A 14,266-nucleotide genomic window follows, 5' to 3' on the forward strand; every position below is an offset into this window, starting at 1 on the left:
ATAAGAACCCCCGCCTCCCTTCTCCTCTCGCCCCCCCCCCCCCCTCCCCCCCCCCCACCACCCCCCCCCCCCCCCGCCCCCCCCCCCCCCCCCCGCGCGACCCCCCCGGGCTCGGGCGCGTTCGGGGGAGTGGCCGACCGGAGTCCCGGAGCGAAGCAGCCGCGGGTGACGGCGCGTGAGGGTGTCGGCGCCGCGCGGTGGACGGAAGGGGCGCGGGGCGCGGGGCCAGGGTCCGCGCCGACGGGACCCACGGCGACGGCGATGGTGTCGGTGTCGGCGGCGACTCCGGGCTCGGTGTCGGCGGTGACCGGGCCGATGGCCTGGGGCGGGTCGCGCCTGCGGGGTGGCGCGGGTGGTGGGAACCCTCGTGCCGCCCGGGCCGGCTGAGGCTCCTGGACGAGGAGGCGATGCCCGGCGTCCATTCATTGGTCTGTACATGACCATCAGGGCAGGCCAGACTGTGCGCCGATCAGTCACCCCCCATCGAGGAGCACATTTCATGCGCAAGCCCGCACGGCAACGTTGTCACGCGGTCCTGGCCGGTGTCGTCACCCTCACCACCGCCGCGGTCCTGTCCGTGGCCACCGGCGCGCCCGCCTCGGCCGCCGACACCTGGAACGAGGTGGGCTCGGACCGCGCCGACCCGCTGACCGAGAGCCAGGGCCTGACCTCCGTCGAGGTCCCGGCCGGCAGCCCCAACCACTACACGGGCGTCGGCACGATCCCCACCAGTGTGAGCAGCCGAGGCTGGAACCACGTCGGCGACCCGGACGCCTCCTACAACGGCTACTACGTCGAGCCGTACCAGAGCGACTCCGGCAACGCGAAGATGTTCCGCGTGCAGGCGCCGGGCGGCACCTGGTCGGAGTACGTCCACACGCTGAGCGCCGGAGAGGCGCTGAACAACTCCTTCGTCACCATCGCGCCGAGCGGTTCGTGGATGGTGTCCGGCGAGTACGGCACGATGAACCGGCTCCTGGTGTTCCCGACCCCCGGCGTCAACCCGGCGACCTCGCCCTCCGCCAACCTTCCGCAGGCGTCCACCATCAACCTCGACCACGCCGTACGGGACGTACAGGGCTGCGACTTCGTCACCGCGACCCAGCTGCTGTGCTCGTCCGACGACCCCGCCGGCACGCTCTTCGGCATGACCAAGCCGCTGCTGCAGATCGACCTGTCCGGCGAGCCGAACGGCACGGCCGACGTCTCCGGACACGTCACCGCGCTGCGCCAGCTCCCGCTGCGCAGCTCCTGCTCGGGCACCTTCGAGGTGGAGGGCATCGACTACGACCGGCGCTCCGCCACCCTGCGCGTGATCGTGGTGTCGCCGGGCTTCTGTGTACTGACCGACAGCAAGACCTATCGCTTCACCAAGAGTTGAGCCCACACTCCTTGTAAGGCCCGGGCGCGTACCCCACCGAGGGGCTGTCGACGGACGGGGGGCGTGCGCGCCCGGAAAGGGCTGGGTCTAAGGTCGGACACAGATTCAGAGTGATGGGGGGTGGCCGGCTGTGGTGGAGGACGAAGCCGTGATCGGCTGCACGGGGGAACTGCTCATCGGCACCCGGGGATCCGCCGGTCCCGGCGAGGTCCTGGTGCGAGTGAGAGGCGGATCCGAGACCTTCCATGCCTGGTCTCGGGAACCCCTGCCGAAGGGGGCGACCGTGCTGGTCATCGAATCCAGGGGATGCCGTGAGGTCGACGTCATCGAATGGGTCGATCCGCTGGACGCGCTGGACGGCGACGCCGTCGGCGCCGGTTGAGAAGGAGAAGCATGTTCGGTTATCGCGTACCCGCTCCCGATGAGGCGATGTTGATCTCGGGTGGCAGGCGGGGACTGGGGGGCGCGCCGTTCCGAGTGGTGACGGGGCACGGCAAGTTCGTGCTGCCCGTCTTCCGTAAGACCCGCTTTCTGACCCTGTCGATGTGCGAGGCGGAGGTCACCGAGACCTGTGTCACCAAGCAGGGCATCTCGCTGCACGTCCGCGCCGTGATCGCGTTCAAGGTCGGCAACGACACCGAGAGCATCATCAACGCGGGGCAGCGGTTCCTGTCCGACCAGGGTCAGATGTCGATCCTGACGGGCCGGATCTTCGCGGGCCATCTGCGTTCCATCATCGGCTCGATGACGGTCGAGGAGATCGTCACCGAGCGGCAGAAGCTCGCCGCCGAGGTGCTCGACACCTCGAAGCTGGAGATGGCGAAGATCGGCCTGATCGTCGACTCGCTCCAGATCCAGTCGATCGACGACGGCGAGACCGGCTACATCGACGCGATGTCCGCGCCGCACAAGGCGGCCATCCAGCGCCAGGCCCAGATCGCCCAGGCGCAGGCCACGCAGGCCTCCGTCGAGGCGGAGCAGGTCGCGGCACGCAACCAGGCCGAGTACGCCCGGCAGACCGCGATCGTGAGGGCGGAGTACTCGGCGGAGGTGGACCGGGCGCAGGCCCAGGCCGCCCAGGCGGGCCCGCTCGCCCAGGCCCACGCGCAGCAGGAGGTTCTGGCCGCGCAGACCGAACTCGCCCAGCGCGCGGCCCAGTTGCGCCAGCAGCAGCTGGTCGCCGAGATCGTCAGGCCGGCCGAGGCCGAGGCCGAGCGGATCAAGGTGCTCGCCATCGCCGACGCCGAGCGCATGAAGATCCAGGCCGAGGCGGCGGCGTCGCACGACCGGGTCGCGCTCGACCGGATGCTGATCGACCAGCTCCCCCTCATCGTCAAGGAGGCGGCGGGCGGTCTCGCCGGCGCGAACGTCAACGTCCTCAACGGCGCCGACGGCCTCGGCGAGATAGCGGCCGGTCTGGTCGCCCAGGGTCTGACCATCCTCGACTCGGTCCGCCAGAACCTGGGCGGACAGAACTCCGAGAACCGTCCCGCGAAGGCGAACAGCCCGCTCGAACTCCAGGGGTACAGCCGTACGCCCGTCGACGGGGACGAGCCGGAGCGCTCCTCCTCGGCGAGCTGACCCGAGTCGCTGGTTCACGTCGCGTCCGCCGTCCCTCCTGGGGCGGCGGACGCGGCCGTTTCCGACGGCACTCGCGCACCAGGGACCGCGTTCGGATCAAAGGGCCCGGATGTCCCTCAAGTCCCTTACACTCGGCCCCAGTTGATCGTTTGACGCGGCCGCCCCAGGAGGAGCGCATGCCCCGGACACCCTCGCGACGTACCGCACTGCAGGGCCTCGCCGCCGCTGGCGCCGCGGTCGTCGGGTTCGATCCCTTCACCCGGAGCTGGGCGGCCTCCGCCACCGGCCGGCCGCTCGCCGGCCTCCCGCGGCTGGACGGGAGCGTCCACACCGACGAGGCCTCGCTCACGGCGGACGCCGACGACTTCGGCCACATCGTCCACCGGCGTCCGGTCGCCGTGCTGCGACCGGGCTCGGTCCACGACATCGTCGCGATGGTCCGCTTCTGCGACGAGCACGGCGTGTCCGTCGCACCGCGCGGTCAGGGCCACGCCACACAGGGGCAGGCGCAGGTCGACGGCGGTCTGGTCATCGAGACCACACCGCTCGCCTCCATCGGTCCGGTGGGGCCGGGGAGTACGACGGTCACCGTCGGCGCGGGCGCCAAGTGGAGCGAGGTCGCCCGGGCCACCCTGGCGCACGGACTCACCCCGCCCACCTTCACCGACTATCTCGAACTCTCCGTCGGCGGCACCCTGTCGGTCGGCGGCATCGGCGGCCAGACCCACCAGCGGGGCGCCCAGGTCGACAACGTGACGGAACTCGAGGTCGTCACCGGCGCGGGCCACCTGGTCCGCTGCTCCCCGACCCGCCACCGCGACCTGTTCCTCGCGGTGCTCGCCGGACTCGGCCAGTGCGCGATCATCGTCGGCGCCACCCTGCGCCTGGTCCCCGCGCCCGAGACCGTACGCCACTACCTCCTTCCGTACGACGACCTGCGCACCTTCCTCGACGACCAGCGGCTGCTCGTCGAGGAGGGCCGCTTCGACTATGTCGAGGGCCAGGTGACCCCCGACGCCGACGGGGCCTTCAACGCCTTTGTCCTCGAAGCCGTCGCCTACGGGCCGCCCGCCGGTCCGGCCCCCGACGACACCACGCTGCTGCGCGGACTGCGCCACGACCCCGCGGGCGTGCAGACGAGCGACCTCGGCTACTACGACTTCCTCGACCGGCTCGCGGCCGGAGTCGCCGCGCTCAAGGAAGCGGGTCTGTGGGCCTTCGCCCATCCCTGGCTGAACCTGCTGCTGCCGGGCCGTTCGGCAAAGGCGCTGGCCGCTTCCCTGCTGGAGGACCTCACCCCGGCCGACCTCGGCCCCGGCGTCGTCCTTCTGTACCCGGTGCTGCGCGAGAGCCTGCACACCCCGCTGCTGCGTACTCCCGACGACCCGGTGTCCTATCTGCTGGCCGTCCTGCGTACGACCCCGCCCGACGACACCGCGACCGTCGACCGTCTCCTCGCCGCCAACCGCGCCGCCTACGACACCGTCCACGCGGCGGGCGGCACCCACTACCCGGTCGGCTCGGTCCCGTTCGACGCGGCGGACTGGCGCGAGCACTTCGGCCCCGCGTACCGACGGCTGGTCACCGCCCGGCACACCTACGACCCGCGCGGAATCCTGGTCCCGGGGCAGGGCATCTTCTGACGACGCCCGGCTCGGGCCGTACGGCCCGAGCTCACCAGCGGCCGGGCTCGCTGCCCACGATCGGCACCGACGGCTTCCCGTCCACCCCCTGAGGGACATCACCGGCCAGCATCACCCGGTGCATGACCCGGGGGTGGTCGACATGGGCGGTGTCGCCCGGTGCCAGATGGATGGTGGCCCGGTTGTCCCAGAAGGCCACGCTGCCCGGCTCCCACCGGAAGCGGACCGTGTACTCGGGCCGGGTCGCCTGCTCCAGCAGCATCTCCAGCAGTGCCCGGCTCTCCGGCCGGGACACCTGGAGAATCTGCTCGACGTAGTAGCCGTTGACGAACAGCACCCGCTCGCCCGTCTCCGGGTGCACCCGCACCAGCGGGTGGTCGGTGGCGATCTGACGGTCCAGCAGATGACGGGCGTACGCGTCGTCGCCCGGCCGGGTCTGGTACCCGACCCCCAGCCGGTGCTCGGCGCGCAGGCCGTCGGCGAAGGCGCGCACGGGAGCCGACAGGCCCGCGTACGCCACGGCCAGGTTCGACCAGGTCGTGTCACCCCCGTACGGCGGCACGGTCTCGGCGCGCAGGATCGTCGCGGCCGGGGGATCGACCCGGGCGCCGTGGTCGCAGTGCCATCCGCGCAGCAGCGAAGGGCGGCGCCTGCGCAGCCACTCCTCGTGGTCCATGCCGTACCGCCCGCCCAGCTCAAGGCGGTCGGCCGTCGTCTCGACCTCGGGGAAGTCCTTGGGCGAGGCGCTGCCGCGGGACGGGAGGCGGACCGGTGTTCCGAACCGGCGCGCGAAGGCGACATGCGAGGCGTGGCCGAGCCGTTGGCCGCGGAAGAACACCACCTTCCAGCGCAGCACCGCCGCCCGGATCGCGGCGACGGTCTCGTCCGTCAGCGGCTCCGCCAGGTCGACTCCCGTGATCTCGGCGCCGATGTGTCCGGCCGCCGGCTTCACTTCGAGAGGTGTGACCTGGTGCGTCATGGGGCCTCCGTGGATCGTGCTCTCGGCTCGTCGGGTCCAGCATGACCGTCCGCCCGCGCACCCGGCAGGGCGCCTCGCGGGCAGGCGGACACCGCGCGGGAGGGCGCGTGCCACGCACGGGAGGCGCGCCACGCGCACGGGGTGTGTCCCGTTTCGCGTATTTGCTGCGTCGCACTCCCTTTTGGCGGGCGCGGCCGGTGTCGAGAATGAGGCGAAGTGAACGGGACCCGCCCTCCATCCGCATGGGGGCGGGGCCCGTTTACCTCAACGCGGGCGCGTGTCACCGCGCCCTGGACGCCTCAGCCCCGGTGCTCGCGCAGGGCGGTGAGAGCGCGGTCGGCGTGGGCGCTCATGCGCAGTTCGCTGCGGACCACCTCCAGGATGGTGCGGTCCTGCGCGATGACGAAGGTGACCCGCTTCGTGGGGGCCAGCGTGAAGCCGCGCTTCACCCCGAACCGCTCCCGCACGGTGCCGTCGACATCGGACAGCAGCGGGTAGCCGAGCGTGTGGCGGTCGGCGAACTCCTGCTGCCGTTCGACCGCGTCACCGCTGATCCCGACCGGCCGCGCGCCGGCGGCCGTGAACTCGGTGGCCAGATCGCGGAAGTGGCAGGCCTCGGCGGTGCAGCCGCTGGTGAGGGCGGCGGGATAGAAGAACAGCACCACGGGTCCGTCGGCCAGCAGCTCGGACAGGCTCCGGTTCGTCCCGGTCTCGTCCGGCAGCGTGAAGTCCTCGACCTGGTCGCCCACGTTCACCTGAGATGTCATGACTGTCCCTTTCCGGACCGAGCGACTCCGCGGGCCCACAGGACGAGCGGCACCTGGAGCGGGAGCCGCGCCAGAGCCGCCGCCTTGAGGGGCGCGGGACGATGACGCCAGTCCACGGCCATCTGGACATTGGCGGGGAAGACACCGACGAAGAAGGCGGCGGTGGCCAGTGCGGCCACCCGGCGCGTCCGGGGGAGCGCCACTCCGGCCGCGAGGGCGAGTTCGGCGACACCGCTCGCGTACGTCCAGGTCCGCGGCGCTCCCGGGAGAGCGCTCGGGATGGTGGCGTCGAACTGCCGTGGAACGGCGAAGTGGGCGACGCCCGCGGTGGCCAGAAGGCCTGCGAGCAACAAGGGCGATCGTTCGGACCGTGGCACGGTTCCTCCTCCGGGGGCCTGCCGCGGATATTACTGGAGGGTAAATGCCCGTGATACGGGTGGGCCGTGTCTATCGCGTGCCGTTCCGGGGCGCGGGCGGCGACGGTCCCCAGGACCGAACGCCCGTACCGGGAGAAGGCCGACGCGTCGGCGCTGTCCGATCGAAGGGCTTTCGAACCGCCCGCGGGACCGGTCCGGGCAGGGGCCGGGATTTCAGCCGTCGGGAAAAGTCCGGGGAATATGCGAACGCCCTGGTTTGGGGATTCGATTCACGGTCAGCCGTAGAACACAGGGCCCGCCGCGGGATTGTGCGGCGGGCCCTGCGGAATTCCTGGCCTCGGAGGAGGAGCGAAGAATGTGCGGGCAGGACCAGAGGTCCGCCACCGGCGGCGCGGTGGCCGTTTCACGGCAGGTGGTCTCGACGGGAACCGGAAGTCCCGCCGACGCACGGCAGGCGGTCAGGCACGCCCTCGCGGGGCGGTCCGGCGGTCCCGCGCGGGACGATGACGAGGCCGTCGGCGACGCCCTGCTCGTCGCCTCCGAACTGGTCACCAACGCGATGCTGCACGGTGGCGGTGTCACCGCGTTCGAGGTGACACCGACCGAGCGGGCGGTCCGCCTGTCCGTCAGCGACCGAAGCGATCAACTGCCCGTGTCCGTGCGGCAGATCGACGACACCGGTCGCATGCGGGTCGGGGGCCACGGATGGATGATCGTCTGCACCCTCGCCAGCGATGTCGTCATCTCGAACCTGCGGGCCGGAGGCAAGCGCATCACGGCCGTGGTGCCGCTCTCGGCCGGCGCGAGGAGCTGAACCGCGCCGCGAGAACCCCGTTCGCCGGGCCCGGGACGCGGACCGTCAGGCCGTCAGGGCGGCCCGGGACGCGCTCGCGGCCGTCGTGACGGCGGCCCGCGCCGCCGCCTGGACCGCATACGTGGTCTTCGCGGGGTCGACCAGCGGGTCACCGAGCACGATCCGGCCCGCCGCGTACAGCGCGTCGCACTCGCCGGTGGGCAGCGCCACGTAGCAGCCGCCGCGCCCGGTGGCGGAGTCCAGGGGAAGCCAATAGCCGTACCGGCGGCGGCCGTTCGCGTGCACGGTGAGGCGGACGGGGAACCGCCGCTGGGTGATCAGACGCAGGACCTCGGCACCCTCGGCACTGAGTGGGGTGTGGGTGCGGGGAAGCGGCCGCAGTATGGTCACCGGCCTCCCGGCGGGGCTCGCGGCACGGCGGTGCGAGGTCGGCGTCATGTGCATGCGGCCTTTCGAAGGACGGGTCGGATCACGCATCGCCGGGGCGGTGACGTTCGGGCTGATGATCATTGTGGCGCAGGGCACTGACATTGGGGGCAGGTTTGCGTTCAGCGGCGTTGCGCCGCTCGCTGAGCGCGGTGGGTCAGGGCCGCGAGCCGGCCCTGGACGAAGGGGTCCGCGGCCGGGTCGTACTCTCCGGCGTGGTCGGCCAGGGTGTCGGTGATCCGTTCCCACTCGTCCGCCTCCGCCCGCGCGTCGAGCGCCTGCCGTCCGGTGGGTGAACGGTCCTCGGCCGCCCTCCGGGCGTCCTCGAAGGCCGCCTTCGCCTCGTGATGGTTCATCCCGGTGGCGGCGCGGCCCACCCGCTCCCATACGGCGTGCTCCCGCTCGGACGGTTCGGGTTCGGGTTCGGGACTCAATGCTCCACCTCGATCGTGCGACGGGACGTGCCTCATCGGGCCCGGGTGCCCCCGGCGGGCGCGACGACACCTGTGCGTGCGGCACGGGTGTACCGGTGGGCGGACCGGCGGAGCGGTCCGTCACCAGGGCAGGAACGCGTGGATGTCCTTGCCGTCGGGCCGCACGATCACGCTCACCTGGTCGCAGAGCGCCTGGATGAGATGCCAGCCGATGCCGCCTCCGCCCTGGGAGGGGCGGAAGCGGCGTGGCGCGGGCCGGGTGGTGCTGCCGTCGCGAAGCGTCACGTGCACACCGTCGAAGGTGGGACGCATCCGCAGTTCGAAGGGACCGGGCGCGTACTGGACCGTGTTCGCCGCCAGCTCGGTGACGACCAGCAGGATGTCGTCCCAGTGCTCGGCCGCCGAGGGCGGTGACGTTCGCGCGAGGGCACGCAGATAGCCGTCCGCGGCCAGCCGCGCGTCGGTCACGTTGCGCAGCTGCCCGCCGAACGCGCTGGTGAGGGCCCCGATCTCCTCGTACGACGGCTTCTTGTTCCGGCTCGGATCGATTTCCATCGTGCCCTTCGTTCGGATCTCGTCGGCGGAACGTCTCCCGCCGCGCCGCGACCCGGTCACCTGGATACGTACCCGGCCCCCTGGTGAGGCCCGGTCCCGTCCGTCGTTCCGCCTACGCCGGGGTGTCGTGGGACTGGGAGCGCCTACGGGAGCGGCGCCGCGCCAGCGCACGCCGTTCGGCCTCGCTGGTACCACCCCAGACACCGACGCTCTGACCCGTGTCCAGGGCCCAGCGCAGGCACTCGTCGCGGACCGGGCAGCCCGCGCAGACGGCCTTCGCCTCCTGGATCTGCAGCAGGGCGGGGCCCGTGTTGCCGATGGGGAAGAACAGATCGGGGTCGACGCTGCGGCACGTCGCGGAATCACGCCAGTTGTCCATATGTGCCTCCTGTGATCGAAGTGGACGCGTTCTCGGGGTTCGCCCCCCCTCGGGTCACCCTTGATCGCCCGGATGAAACGGGCGAAGCATGCAAAGATCCCGTGGACGCCGGATCGGTCGCACGGGGCGAGCCCGCGGTGTGGCCGCAAACGCCTCCGGTCGATGGACCGGCGTCGTCCGATCGGCTCGCGGGGGTGCACCGGGGTGGCAAGATGGAATCCCAGGTGAAGGCTGGTTGCTTTTCGACGAATGAGCGGGTGGCCCATGGCGCAAGAGTCCGGCGAAGTCTGGGAGAAGTTCGCCGTCGCCTTGGCGGACATGGCGCGGGACCTGCTGGCCCAGGACTCGGTGCAGGCCACCTTGGACCGGATCGTGGACCACGCGACGGTACTGATCAACGGGTGCGACGAGAGCGGCATTCTCACGGTTCGCCGCGGTGAGGTGAGCGCGCTGGCCGCGACCAGCGACGTCGTGCGCATGGCGGACCGTATCCAGCAGGACCTGCAGGAGGGACCGTGCTTCGACGCCGTGACCGACCGGCAGCAGCTCTACGCCATCGAGGACCTGCGCCGGCCGCACGAGAAGTGGTCCCGCCTCGCCCCCGAACTGAGGAAACTGGGCATGGGCAGCATGATGGGCTTCCTGCTGTTCACCGACGAGGACGAACTCGGCGCCCTCAACGTGTACTCGCGCCGTCCGAACATGTTCGACGAGACGGCTCAGCGCGCCGGCTGGATCCTGGCCTCGCACGCCGCCGTCGCCTTCTCCGCGGCCCGTACGCACGCGCAGCTCGGCGACGCCCTGGAGACCCGCCACGAGATCGGTGAGGCGATGGGCATTCTGATGGAGCGGCACGGCCTCAGCGAGGAGAACGCCTTCGGTGTGCTGAAGAAGGCCTCCCAGGACCACAACATCAAACTGCGGGAGATCGCCCGCAAGGTCTGCGAAACCGGCGAGCGCCCCACCTGACGCGGCACGCCCGCGCGTGACCCCGCCCCGCCCACGTGGTCCGCGAGACCGGTGGCCGGCCGGGGCTCCTGTGACCGAGGTGTGAAGGTGAGCTGACCCGTGACATGGGGTCCGGCGGTCCGGGAACAAGGGCGGACAGCCTGCCCGGCACTCTGGACGGACACGGAGTGGCGCCGCCGTACGGCGTACGGGCGGGAAGCGCGGCATGGGAGGTGAAGGGATGACCACCGTCGAACCGCCCTGCGACTTCGGTCCTGTTCCCGGTGCGAGGCTCGAGCGAGATCCGGAGGCGGCCGTGCACGCCCGGCGGATGGTCCGGGTGTTTCTGGGCGGCCTGCCCCGCCCCGTGCCGCGTGAGGCCGCCGAGGCCGTCACCCTCGTGGTCTCGGAACTGGTGACGAACGTGGTGCGTCACGCGCGCGGACGGCTGTGCAGTCTGGATCTCTGGGACGTGGGCCACGGGGTGGGTATCTCGGTCTCCGACGACGACCCCGAGCCGCCGCGTCCGCGGCGTATCGACCTGACCGGACAGGGCGGATTCGGCTGGCCGTTGGTACGTCGGCTGACCTCCGAACTGACCGTGCTGTCCCGCCCGGACGGCAAGACGGTCCGGGCTGTCGTGCCCTTCTGACGCCTTGGGGAACGAGGGCCACGCGCGATCCGGCCGCGACCGCCCCCCCCACGACTGAGCCAGCGGCCCACGAGGGAGTCAGCCGTCCGCGCGGTGCGGCCCGCCGAAGTGGCAGAGCAGCAGACAGACGTCGTCGTCCCGCTGCGAGTCGCGGAGCATCGGATCCAGGATCCGGTCGGCGGCGCCCTCCAGATCGTGGTCCAGATCGGCAGCGCGCTCACCGGACAGTGCCTCGGCCAGTCGCCGGATCCCCGGGTCGATGCCCTGGGCCCGCCGCTCCACCAGACCGTCCGTGTACAGCGCGAGCGTGGATCCCGGCGGAAGCCGCGCCGTGTGGTCCTGGATCTCCTGGTGCAGCGGGATGCCCAGCATGGCACCGGGTCTCGCGTCCAGGACGTGTACATCGCCGTCCGGAGTGCGCAGCACCGGTGGCGGGTGCCCGGCGGCGGCCCAGGTGACGGTGGTCTCGTCCGGGTGGAAGCGGGCGATGACCGCGGTGGCGTACAGATCGGGCTGGAGATGGTGCAGGAACACGTGCAGGCGGGTGAGGAGCCGGCCGGGGGTGCCGCCGTCGACGGCGTACGCCCGCAGCGCGGTGCGCAGCTGGCTCATCATGACGGCCGCGTGCAGCCCGTGGCCGGTGACGTCCCCCATGACGGCGACCAGGCCCCCGTCGGGCTGGCGGAACGCGTCGTACCAGTCCCCGCCGATGTTCAGACCGTGGGTGGCGGGGAGGTAGCGCGCGGCCAGGCTGAGCCCGGGTGTCGTGGGGAGATCCGTGAGCAGGGCGCGTTGCAGGGTCTCGGCGATGTCCCGGTTGTGCTCGAAGCGCTGGGCGTGGTCGATCGCGATGCCGGCCCTGCGGGCGAGCTCCACGAGCATCACGGCGTCGTCCGCGCTCCATGGTTCCCGCGGCGGCGTCAGCGTCACCACACCGAGGGGCGTGTGCCGGCTCGGCAGCGGGAGGCACAGCAGCGGCTGCTCCGGGTTCAGCGCGGAGGGAGGCTGGTCGTCGACGCCGGGCAGACCGCTCGGGTGGTCGGCGGCGTACTGCGGGCGGCCGGTGCGGGCCGCGGCTACGGCGGCCGCCGGACGGGCGGCGTGCCCGCGGGCCTTGGCGTCGTCGGCGAAGAGCCATACGTCGACGCTGCGGGCGTAGTCCGGCACGAGCAGCCGCGGCAGCCGGTTCAGGATCTCCTCGTGGTTGAGCGAGGCGGTGAGGGCCGCGCTGGCGTCGGCGAGGAAGGTCAGTCTGCGCCGGGCGCTCTCGGCCTCGGTACGGGCCTTGCGTTCGGCGCCGAACAGTTCGCGCTGGACCCGGCCGGCCGCGTCGAGTTCCGCGTGCAGCGCGAGCACACCCTGGTTGGTCTGGTGCAGTTCCTCCCGGTGGAAGGCGAGCAACCGCTCCTGTTCGGCGAGCCGGTCGAGCACCCGGGAGGTGTCCTCGTCGGCGCTGAGCAGGGCGTCGGCGAAGGGCGTACGGTCGCGCGGTGCCCGGGCCGTGTCGGCGCCGTTGTCGTGGCCCGGCTCCGGGACGTCGACGGTCGCCTGCCAACTCGGCCTGTTCCCGGCCCCGTTCACCCCCGCCCCGTTGACCCCGGCCCCGGTCGGCTCCGCGTCGACGGTGACCGTGAGCCGGCCGGGGCGCTGCGCCCCGGCGGAGGCGGTCGTCCGCAGGGTCAGCAGCCAGCTGCCTCCCTTGACCAGGCGCTGCCGCAGCTGCGCGCTCAGCTCGGTGACCAGCCGGGTGCGCTCCACCGTGGAGACGCCGTGCGCCGCGGCGAGCCGGGCGGCGGCGATGCGGGCGCGGGCGGCCTCGTCGACCGTGGTGATCTGCCAGGTATGGGTCATGATCGGTGATCCTGCGGGGTGGGGGTCAGTACGGCCACGGTGGTGTCGTCCCGTACGGGGCGGGCGGCACTGCTGGAATCCCGCACGATCACGGCGGCGGTGACCGCGGGGTCCCAGGAGGTCAGCGGGGCGAGGGGCGGGGGAGTCCAGCGGCTGGGCAGGCCGTCGCTGTGGAGCACGAGCAGGCTGTCCGGGGTCCACGGCAGCCGGCACTGCGGCAGCCGCGCCGGACGGTGGGCGCCGACGATCCCGGGGCGGGACAGCAGCGGACGCCAGCTGTCGCCGGACCGCAGCCGTGCTCCGATGTTGCCGATCCCCGCGAAGTCGAGGTGCTCGGTCGCGAGGTCGAGCCGGGCCACCGCGACGGCGGCCCCCCGGGTGTCGCGCAGTGCCGTGTGCAGCGCTCCGAGCAGTTCCGCGGGCGGCAGATGCGCGAGGTGGTGCAGTTGTTCCACGGCGGCTCCGGAGGCCTTCGCGGCGGATGGGCCGTGGCCGAGACCGTCGGCGAGCAGCAGCGTGATCCGCTCGCCCGAGCGGACACAGGCCCAGGCGTCTCCCGAGTACGCGGCGGCGGCGAGGGGGATGTTGATGCCTCCCGCGCGCACCGGGGCGCCCGTGGCGGGGAAGCGGTGTCCGGGCCGGTCCCTGCGGGCCGCGTGGACCCGTGCCAGCGCGATGGTGCCCCGGCCCGGCACGGTGTGCACCTCGAAGTGGTCGGCGATACGGCGGCAGGTGCCGAGCCCCGCGCCGAGCGAGGACGTCGTCGAGAACCCGTCGCGCAACGCGGTCGTGAGGTCGGCGATGCCGGGGCCGTGGTCGATCGCCGCTATCTGGAGGGCCGGGCCGCGTCCGGTGCCGGGGTCGGCGAGGTCCGCGTCCACGGTGTCGATCAGTATCTGTCCGCCGCCCCCGTGCTTGAGCAGGTTCGTCGCCAGCTCGGTGGCGACGAGCGCGGCGACGGCCGTACGGTCGCGGCCGAGCCCGGTGTGGGCGGCGGCGTCCTCGGCCGCGACCCGGACGTCACGGACCCGGGTGGAGTCGTGGACGGGTACGTCCCAGACGCGCGTCATCGGCGCTCCTCACGGGGACGCGGGGGAGCCGCGGTCCAGCAGATCACGGTCACGGCCGTGCCCTCGCCCGGACGGCTGTCGATGGAGAACTCGTGCACCAGGCGACGGGCTCCGCCCAGCCCGAGGCCCAGACCGCCGCCGGAGGTGTAGCCGTCGCCGAGGGCCCGCTCGATGTCGGGGATGCCGGGCCCCTGGTCGGAGAAGGTCAGGCGAAGCCCCCGCGCGGCCCCCGACTCCAGGACGGTGGACTCGACCTGGCCTCCTCCGCCGTGCACCAGGGTGTTGCGGGCGAGTTCGCTGGCCGCGGTGACCAGCTTGGTCTGGTCCACGAGTCCGAAACCGAGCTGGGCGGCTGCCTGGCGCACATGCTGGCGCACCCACGCGAGATCCATGTCGGAGCGGATCGGCA

General features: G+C 72.3%; 17 protein-coding genes. 7 read left to right on the forward strand and 10 right to left on the reverse strand.

All coding sequences use genetic code 11. The features are described from left to right. Positions 1 to 499: 499 nt before the first annotated feature. The 4 genes from ACZ6KY_RS36180 (at position 500) to ACZ6KY_RS36195 (ending at position 4,605) form a co-directional block, all read left to right on the forward strand. Positions 500 to 1,381 carry a hypothetical protein gene (locus ACZ6KY_RS36180; RefSeq protein ID WP_469314500.1) on the forward strand — a complete coding sequence of 294 codons (882 nt, stop codon included), beginning with the start codon at positions 500 to 502 and terminating at the stop codon, positions 1,379 to 1,381. A gap of 130 nt (positions 1,382 to 1,511) precedes the next feature. Further along, positions 1,512 to 1,763 (forward strand): hypothetical protein, encoded by a 252-nt coding sequence (locus ACZ6KY_RS36185; protein ID WP_469314501.1) that lies wholly within the window; start codon positions 1,512 to 1,514, stop codon positions 1,761 to 1,763. A gap of 11 nt (positions 1,764 to 1,774) precedes the next feature. Next, positions 1,775 to 2,962 carry an SPFH domain-containing protein gene (locus tag ACZ6KY_RS36190; protein ID WP_469314502.1) on the forward strand — a complete coding sequence of 396 codons (1,188 nt, stop codon included), beginning with the start codon at positions 1,775 to 1,777 and terminating at the stop codon, positions 2,960 to 2,962. Between the two features lie 176 nt (positions 2,963 to 3,138). Continuing rightward, positions 3,139 to 4,605 carry an FAD-binding protein gene (locus ACZ6KY_RS36195; protein WP_469314503.1) on the forward strand — a complete coding sequence of 489 codons (1,467 nt, stop codon included), beginning with the start codon at positions 3,139 to 3,141 and terminating at the stop codon, positions 4,603 to 4,605. A 31-nt stretch (positions 4,606 to 4,636) separates the two neighbouring features. Here ACZ6KY_RS36195 and ACZ6KY_RS36200 read toward each other — a convergent pair whose 3' ends face one another. The 3 genes from ACZ6KY_RS36200 to ACZ6KY_RS36210 form a co-directional block, all read right to left on the reverse strand. Next, positions 4,637 to 5,584 (reverse strand): TauD/TfdA dioxygenase family protein, encoded by a 948-nt coding sequence (locus ACZ6KY_RS36200; RefSeq protein ID WP_469314504.1) that lies wholly within the window; start codon positions 5,582 to 5,584, stop codon positions 4,637 to 4,639. 299 nt (positions 5,585 to 5,883) lie between these two features. Next, positions 5,884 to 6,351, reverse strand: coding sequence for a peroxiredoxin (locus ACZ6KY_RS36205; RefSeq protein WP_469314505.1), 468 nt, complete (start codon positions 6,349 to 6,351; stop codon positions 5,884 to 5,886). Next, entirely contained in the window at positions 6,348 to 6,728 is a 381-nt protein-coding gene (locus ACZ6KY_RS36210; protein WP_469314506.1) for a DoxX family protein, read from the reverse strand. Before ACZ6KY_RS36210 ends, ACZ6KY_RS36205 begins: the two co-directional genes overlap by 4 nt. A gap of 355 nt (positions 6,729 to 7,083) precedes the next feature. Here ACZ6KY_RS36210 and ACZ6KY_RS36215 point away from each other — a divergent pair, with 355 nt between their 5' ends. Then, positions 7,084 to 7,542, forward strand: a complete 459-nt coding sequence (locus ACZ6KY_RS36215; protein WP_469314507.1) for an ATP-binding protein — start codon at positions 7,084 to 7,086, stop codon at positions 7,540 to 7,542. A gap of 45 nt (positions 7,543 to 7,587) precedes the next feature. On the opposite strand, the gene ACZ6KY_RS36220 is transcribed toward ACZ6KY_RS36215, so the two are convergent. The 4 genes from ACZ6KY_RS36220 to ACZ6KY_RS36235 all read right to left on the reverse strand — a co-directional run bounded on the left by ACZ6KY_RS36220 (position 7,588) and on the right by ACZ6KY_RS36235 (position 9,336). Then, the gene (locus ACZ6KY_RS36220; protein ID WP_469314508.1) at positions 7,588 to 7,932 is read right to left on the reverse strand and encodes a hypothetical protein; all 345 of its coding nucleotides are present in this window, start codon (positions 7,930 to 7,932) and stop codon (positions 7,588 to 7,590) included. 158 nt (positions 7,933 to 8,090) lie between these two features. After that, entirely contained in the window at positions 8,091 to 8,402 is a 312-nt protein-coding gene (locus tag ACZ6KY_RS36225) for a hypothetical protein (protein ID WP_469314509.1), read from the reverse strand. Positions 8,403 to 8,522: 120 nt separating this feature from the next. After that, positions 8,523 to 8,957 (reverse strand): ATP-binding protein, encoded by a 435-nt coding sequence (locus ACZ6KY_RS36230; protein ID WP_469314510.1) that lies wholly within the window; start codon positions 8,955 to 8,957, stop codon positions 8,523 to 8,525. Positions 8,958 to 9,069: 112 nt separating this feature from the next. Next, on the reverse strand, positions 9,070 to 9,336 hold the full coding sequence (locus ACZ6KY_RS36235; protein WP_469314511.1) for a WhiB family transcriptional regulator: 267 nt from the start codon (positions 9,334 to 9,336) through the stop codon (positions 9,070 to 9,072). Between the two features lie 264 nt (positions 9,337 to 9,600). Between ACZ6KY_RS36235 and ACZ6KY_RS36240 the strand changes: the two genes are divergently transcribed. Together ACZ6KY_RS36240 and ACZ6KY_RS36245 are read left to right on the forward strand one after the other, a co-directional pair. Then, on the forward strand, positions 9,601 to 10,305 hold the full coding sequence (locus ACZ6KY_RS36240) for a GAF and ANTAR domain-containing protein (RefSeq protein ID WP_469314512.1): 705 nt from the start codon (positions 9,601 to 9,603) through the stop codon (positions 10,303 to 10,305). A 220-nt stretch (positions 10,306 to 10,525) separates the two neighbouring features. Further along, on the forward strand, positions 10,526 to 10,936 hold the full coding sequence (locus ACZ6KY_RS36245; protein ID WP_469314513.1) for an ATP-binding protein: 411 nt from the start codon (positions 10,526 to 10,528) through the stop codon (positions 10,934 to 10,936). Between the two features lie 78 nt (positions 10,937 to 11,014). Here ACZ6KY_RS36245 and ACZ6KY_RS36250 read toward each other — a convergent pair whose 3' ends face one another. Genes ACZ6KY_RS36250 through ACZ6KY_RS36260 form a run of 3 tightly spaced genes read right to left on the reverse strand, consistent with a single transcriptional unit; the run spans position 11,015 to position 14,249 of the window. Continuing rightward, the gene (locus ACZ6KY_RS36250) at positions 11,015 to 12,787 is read right to left on the reverse strand and encodes a PP2C family protein-serine/threonine phosphatase (protein ID WP_469314514.1); all 1,773 of its coding nucleotides are present in this window, start codon (positions 12,785 to 12,787) and stop codon (positions 11,015 to 11,017) included. Next, positions 12,784 to 13,857, reverse strand: a complete 1,074-nt coding sequence (locus tag ACZ6KY_RS36255; protein WP_469314515.1) for a SpoIIE family protein phosphatase — start codon at positions 13,855 to 13,857, stop codon at positions 12,784 to 12,786. The genes ACZ6KY_RS36250 and ACZ6KY_RS36255 overlap by 4 nt, the downstream gene beginning before the upstream one ends. After that, positions 13,854 to 14,249, reverse strand: coding sequence for an anti-sigma regulatory factor (locus ACZ6KY_RS36260; RefSeq protein ID WP_469314541.1), 396 nt, complete (start codon positions 14,247 to 14,249; stop codon positions 13,854 to 13,856). The genes ACZ6KY_RS36255 and ACZ6KY_RS36260 overlap by 4 nt, the downstream gene beginning before the upstream one ends. Positions 14,250 to 14,266 lie beyond the last annotated feature (17 nt).

It is taken from the genome of Streptomyces sp. NPDC042002, assembly GCF_055588305.1.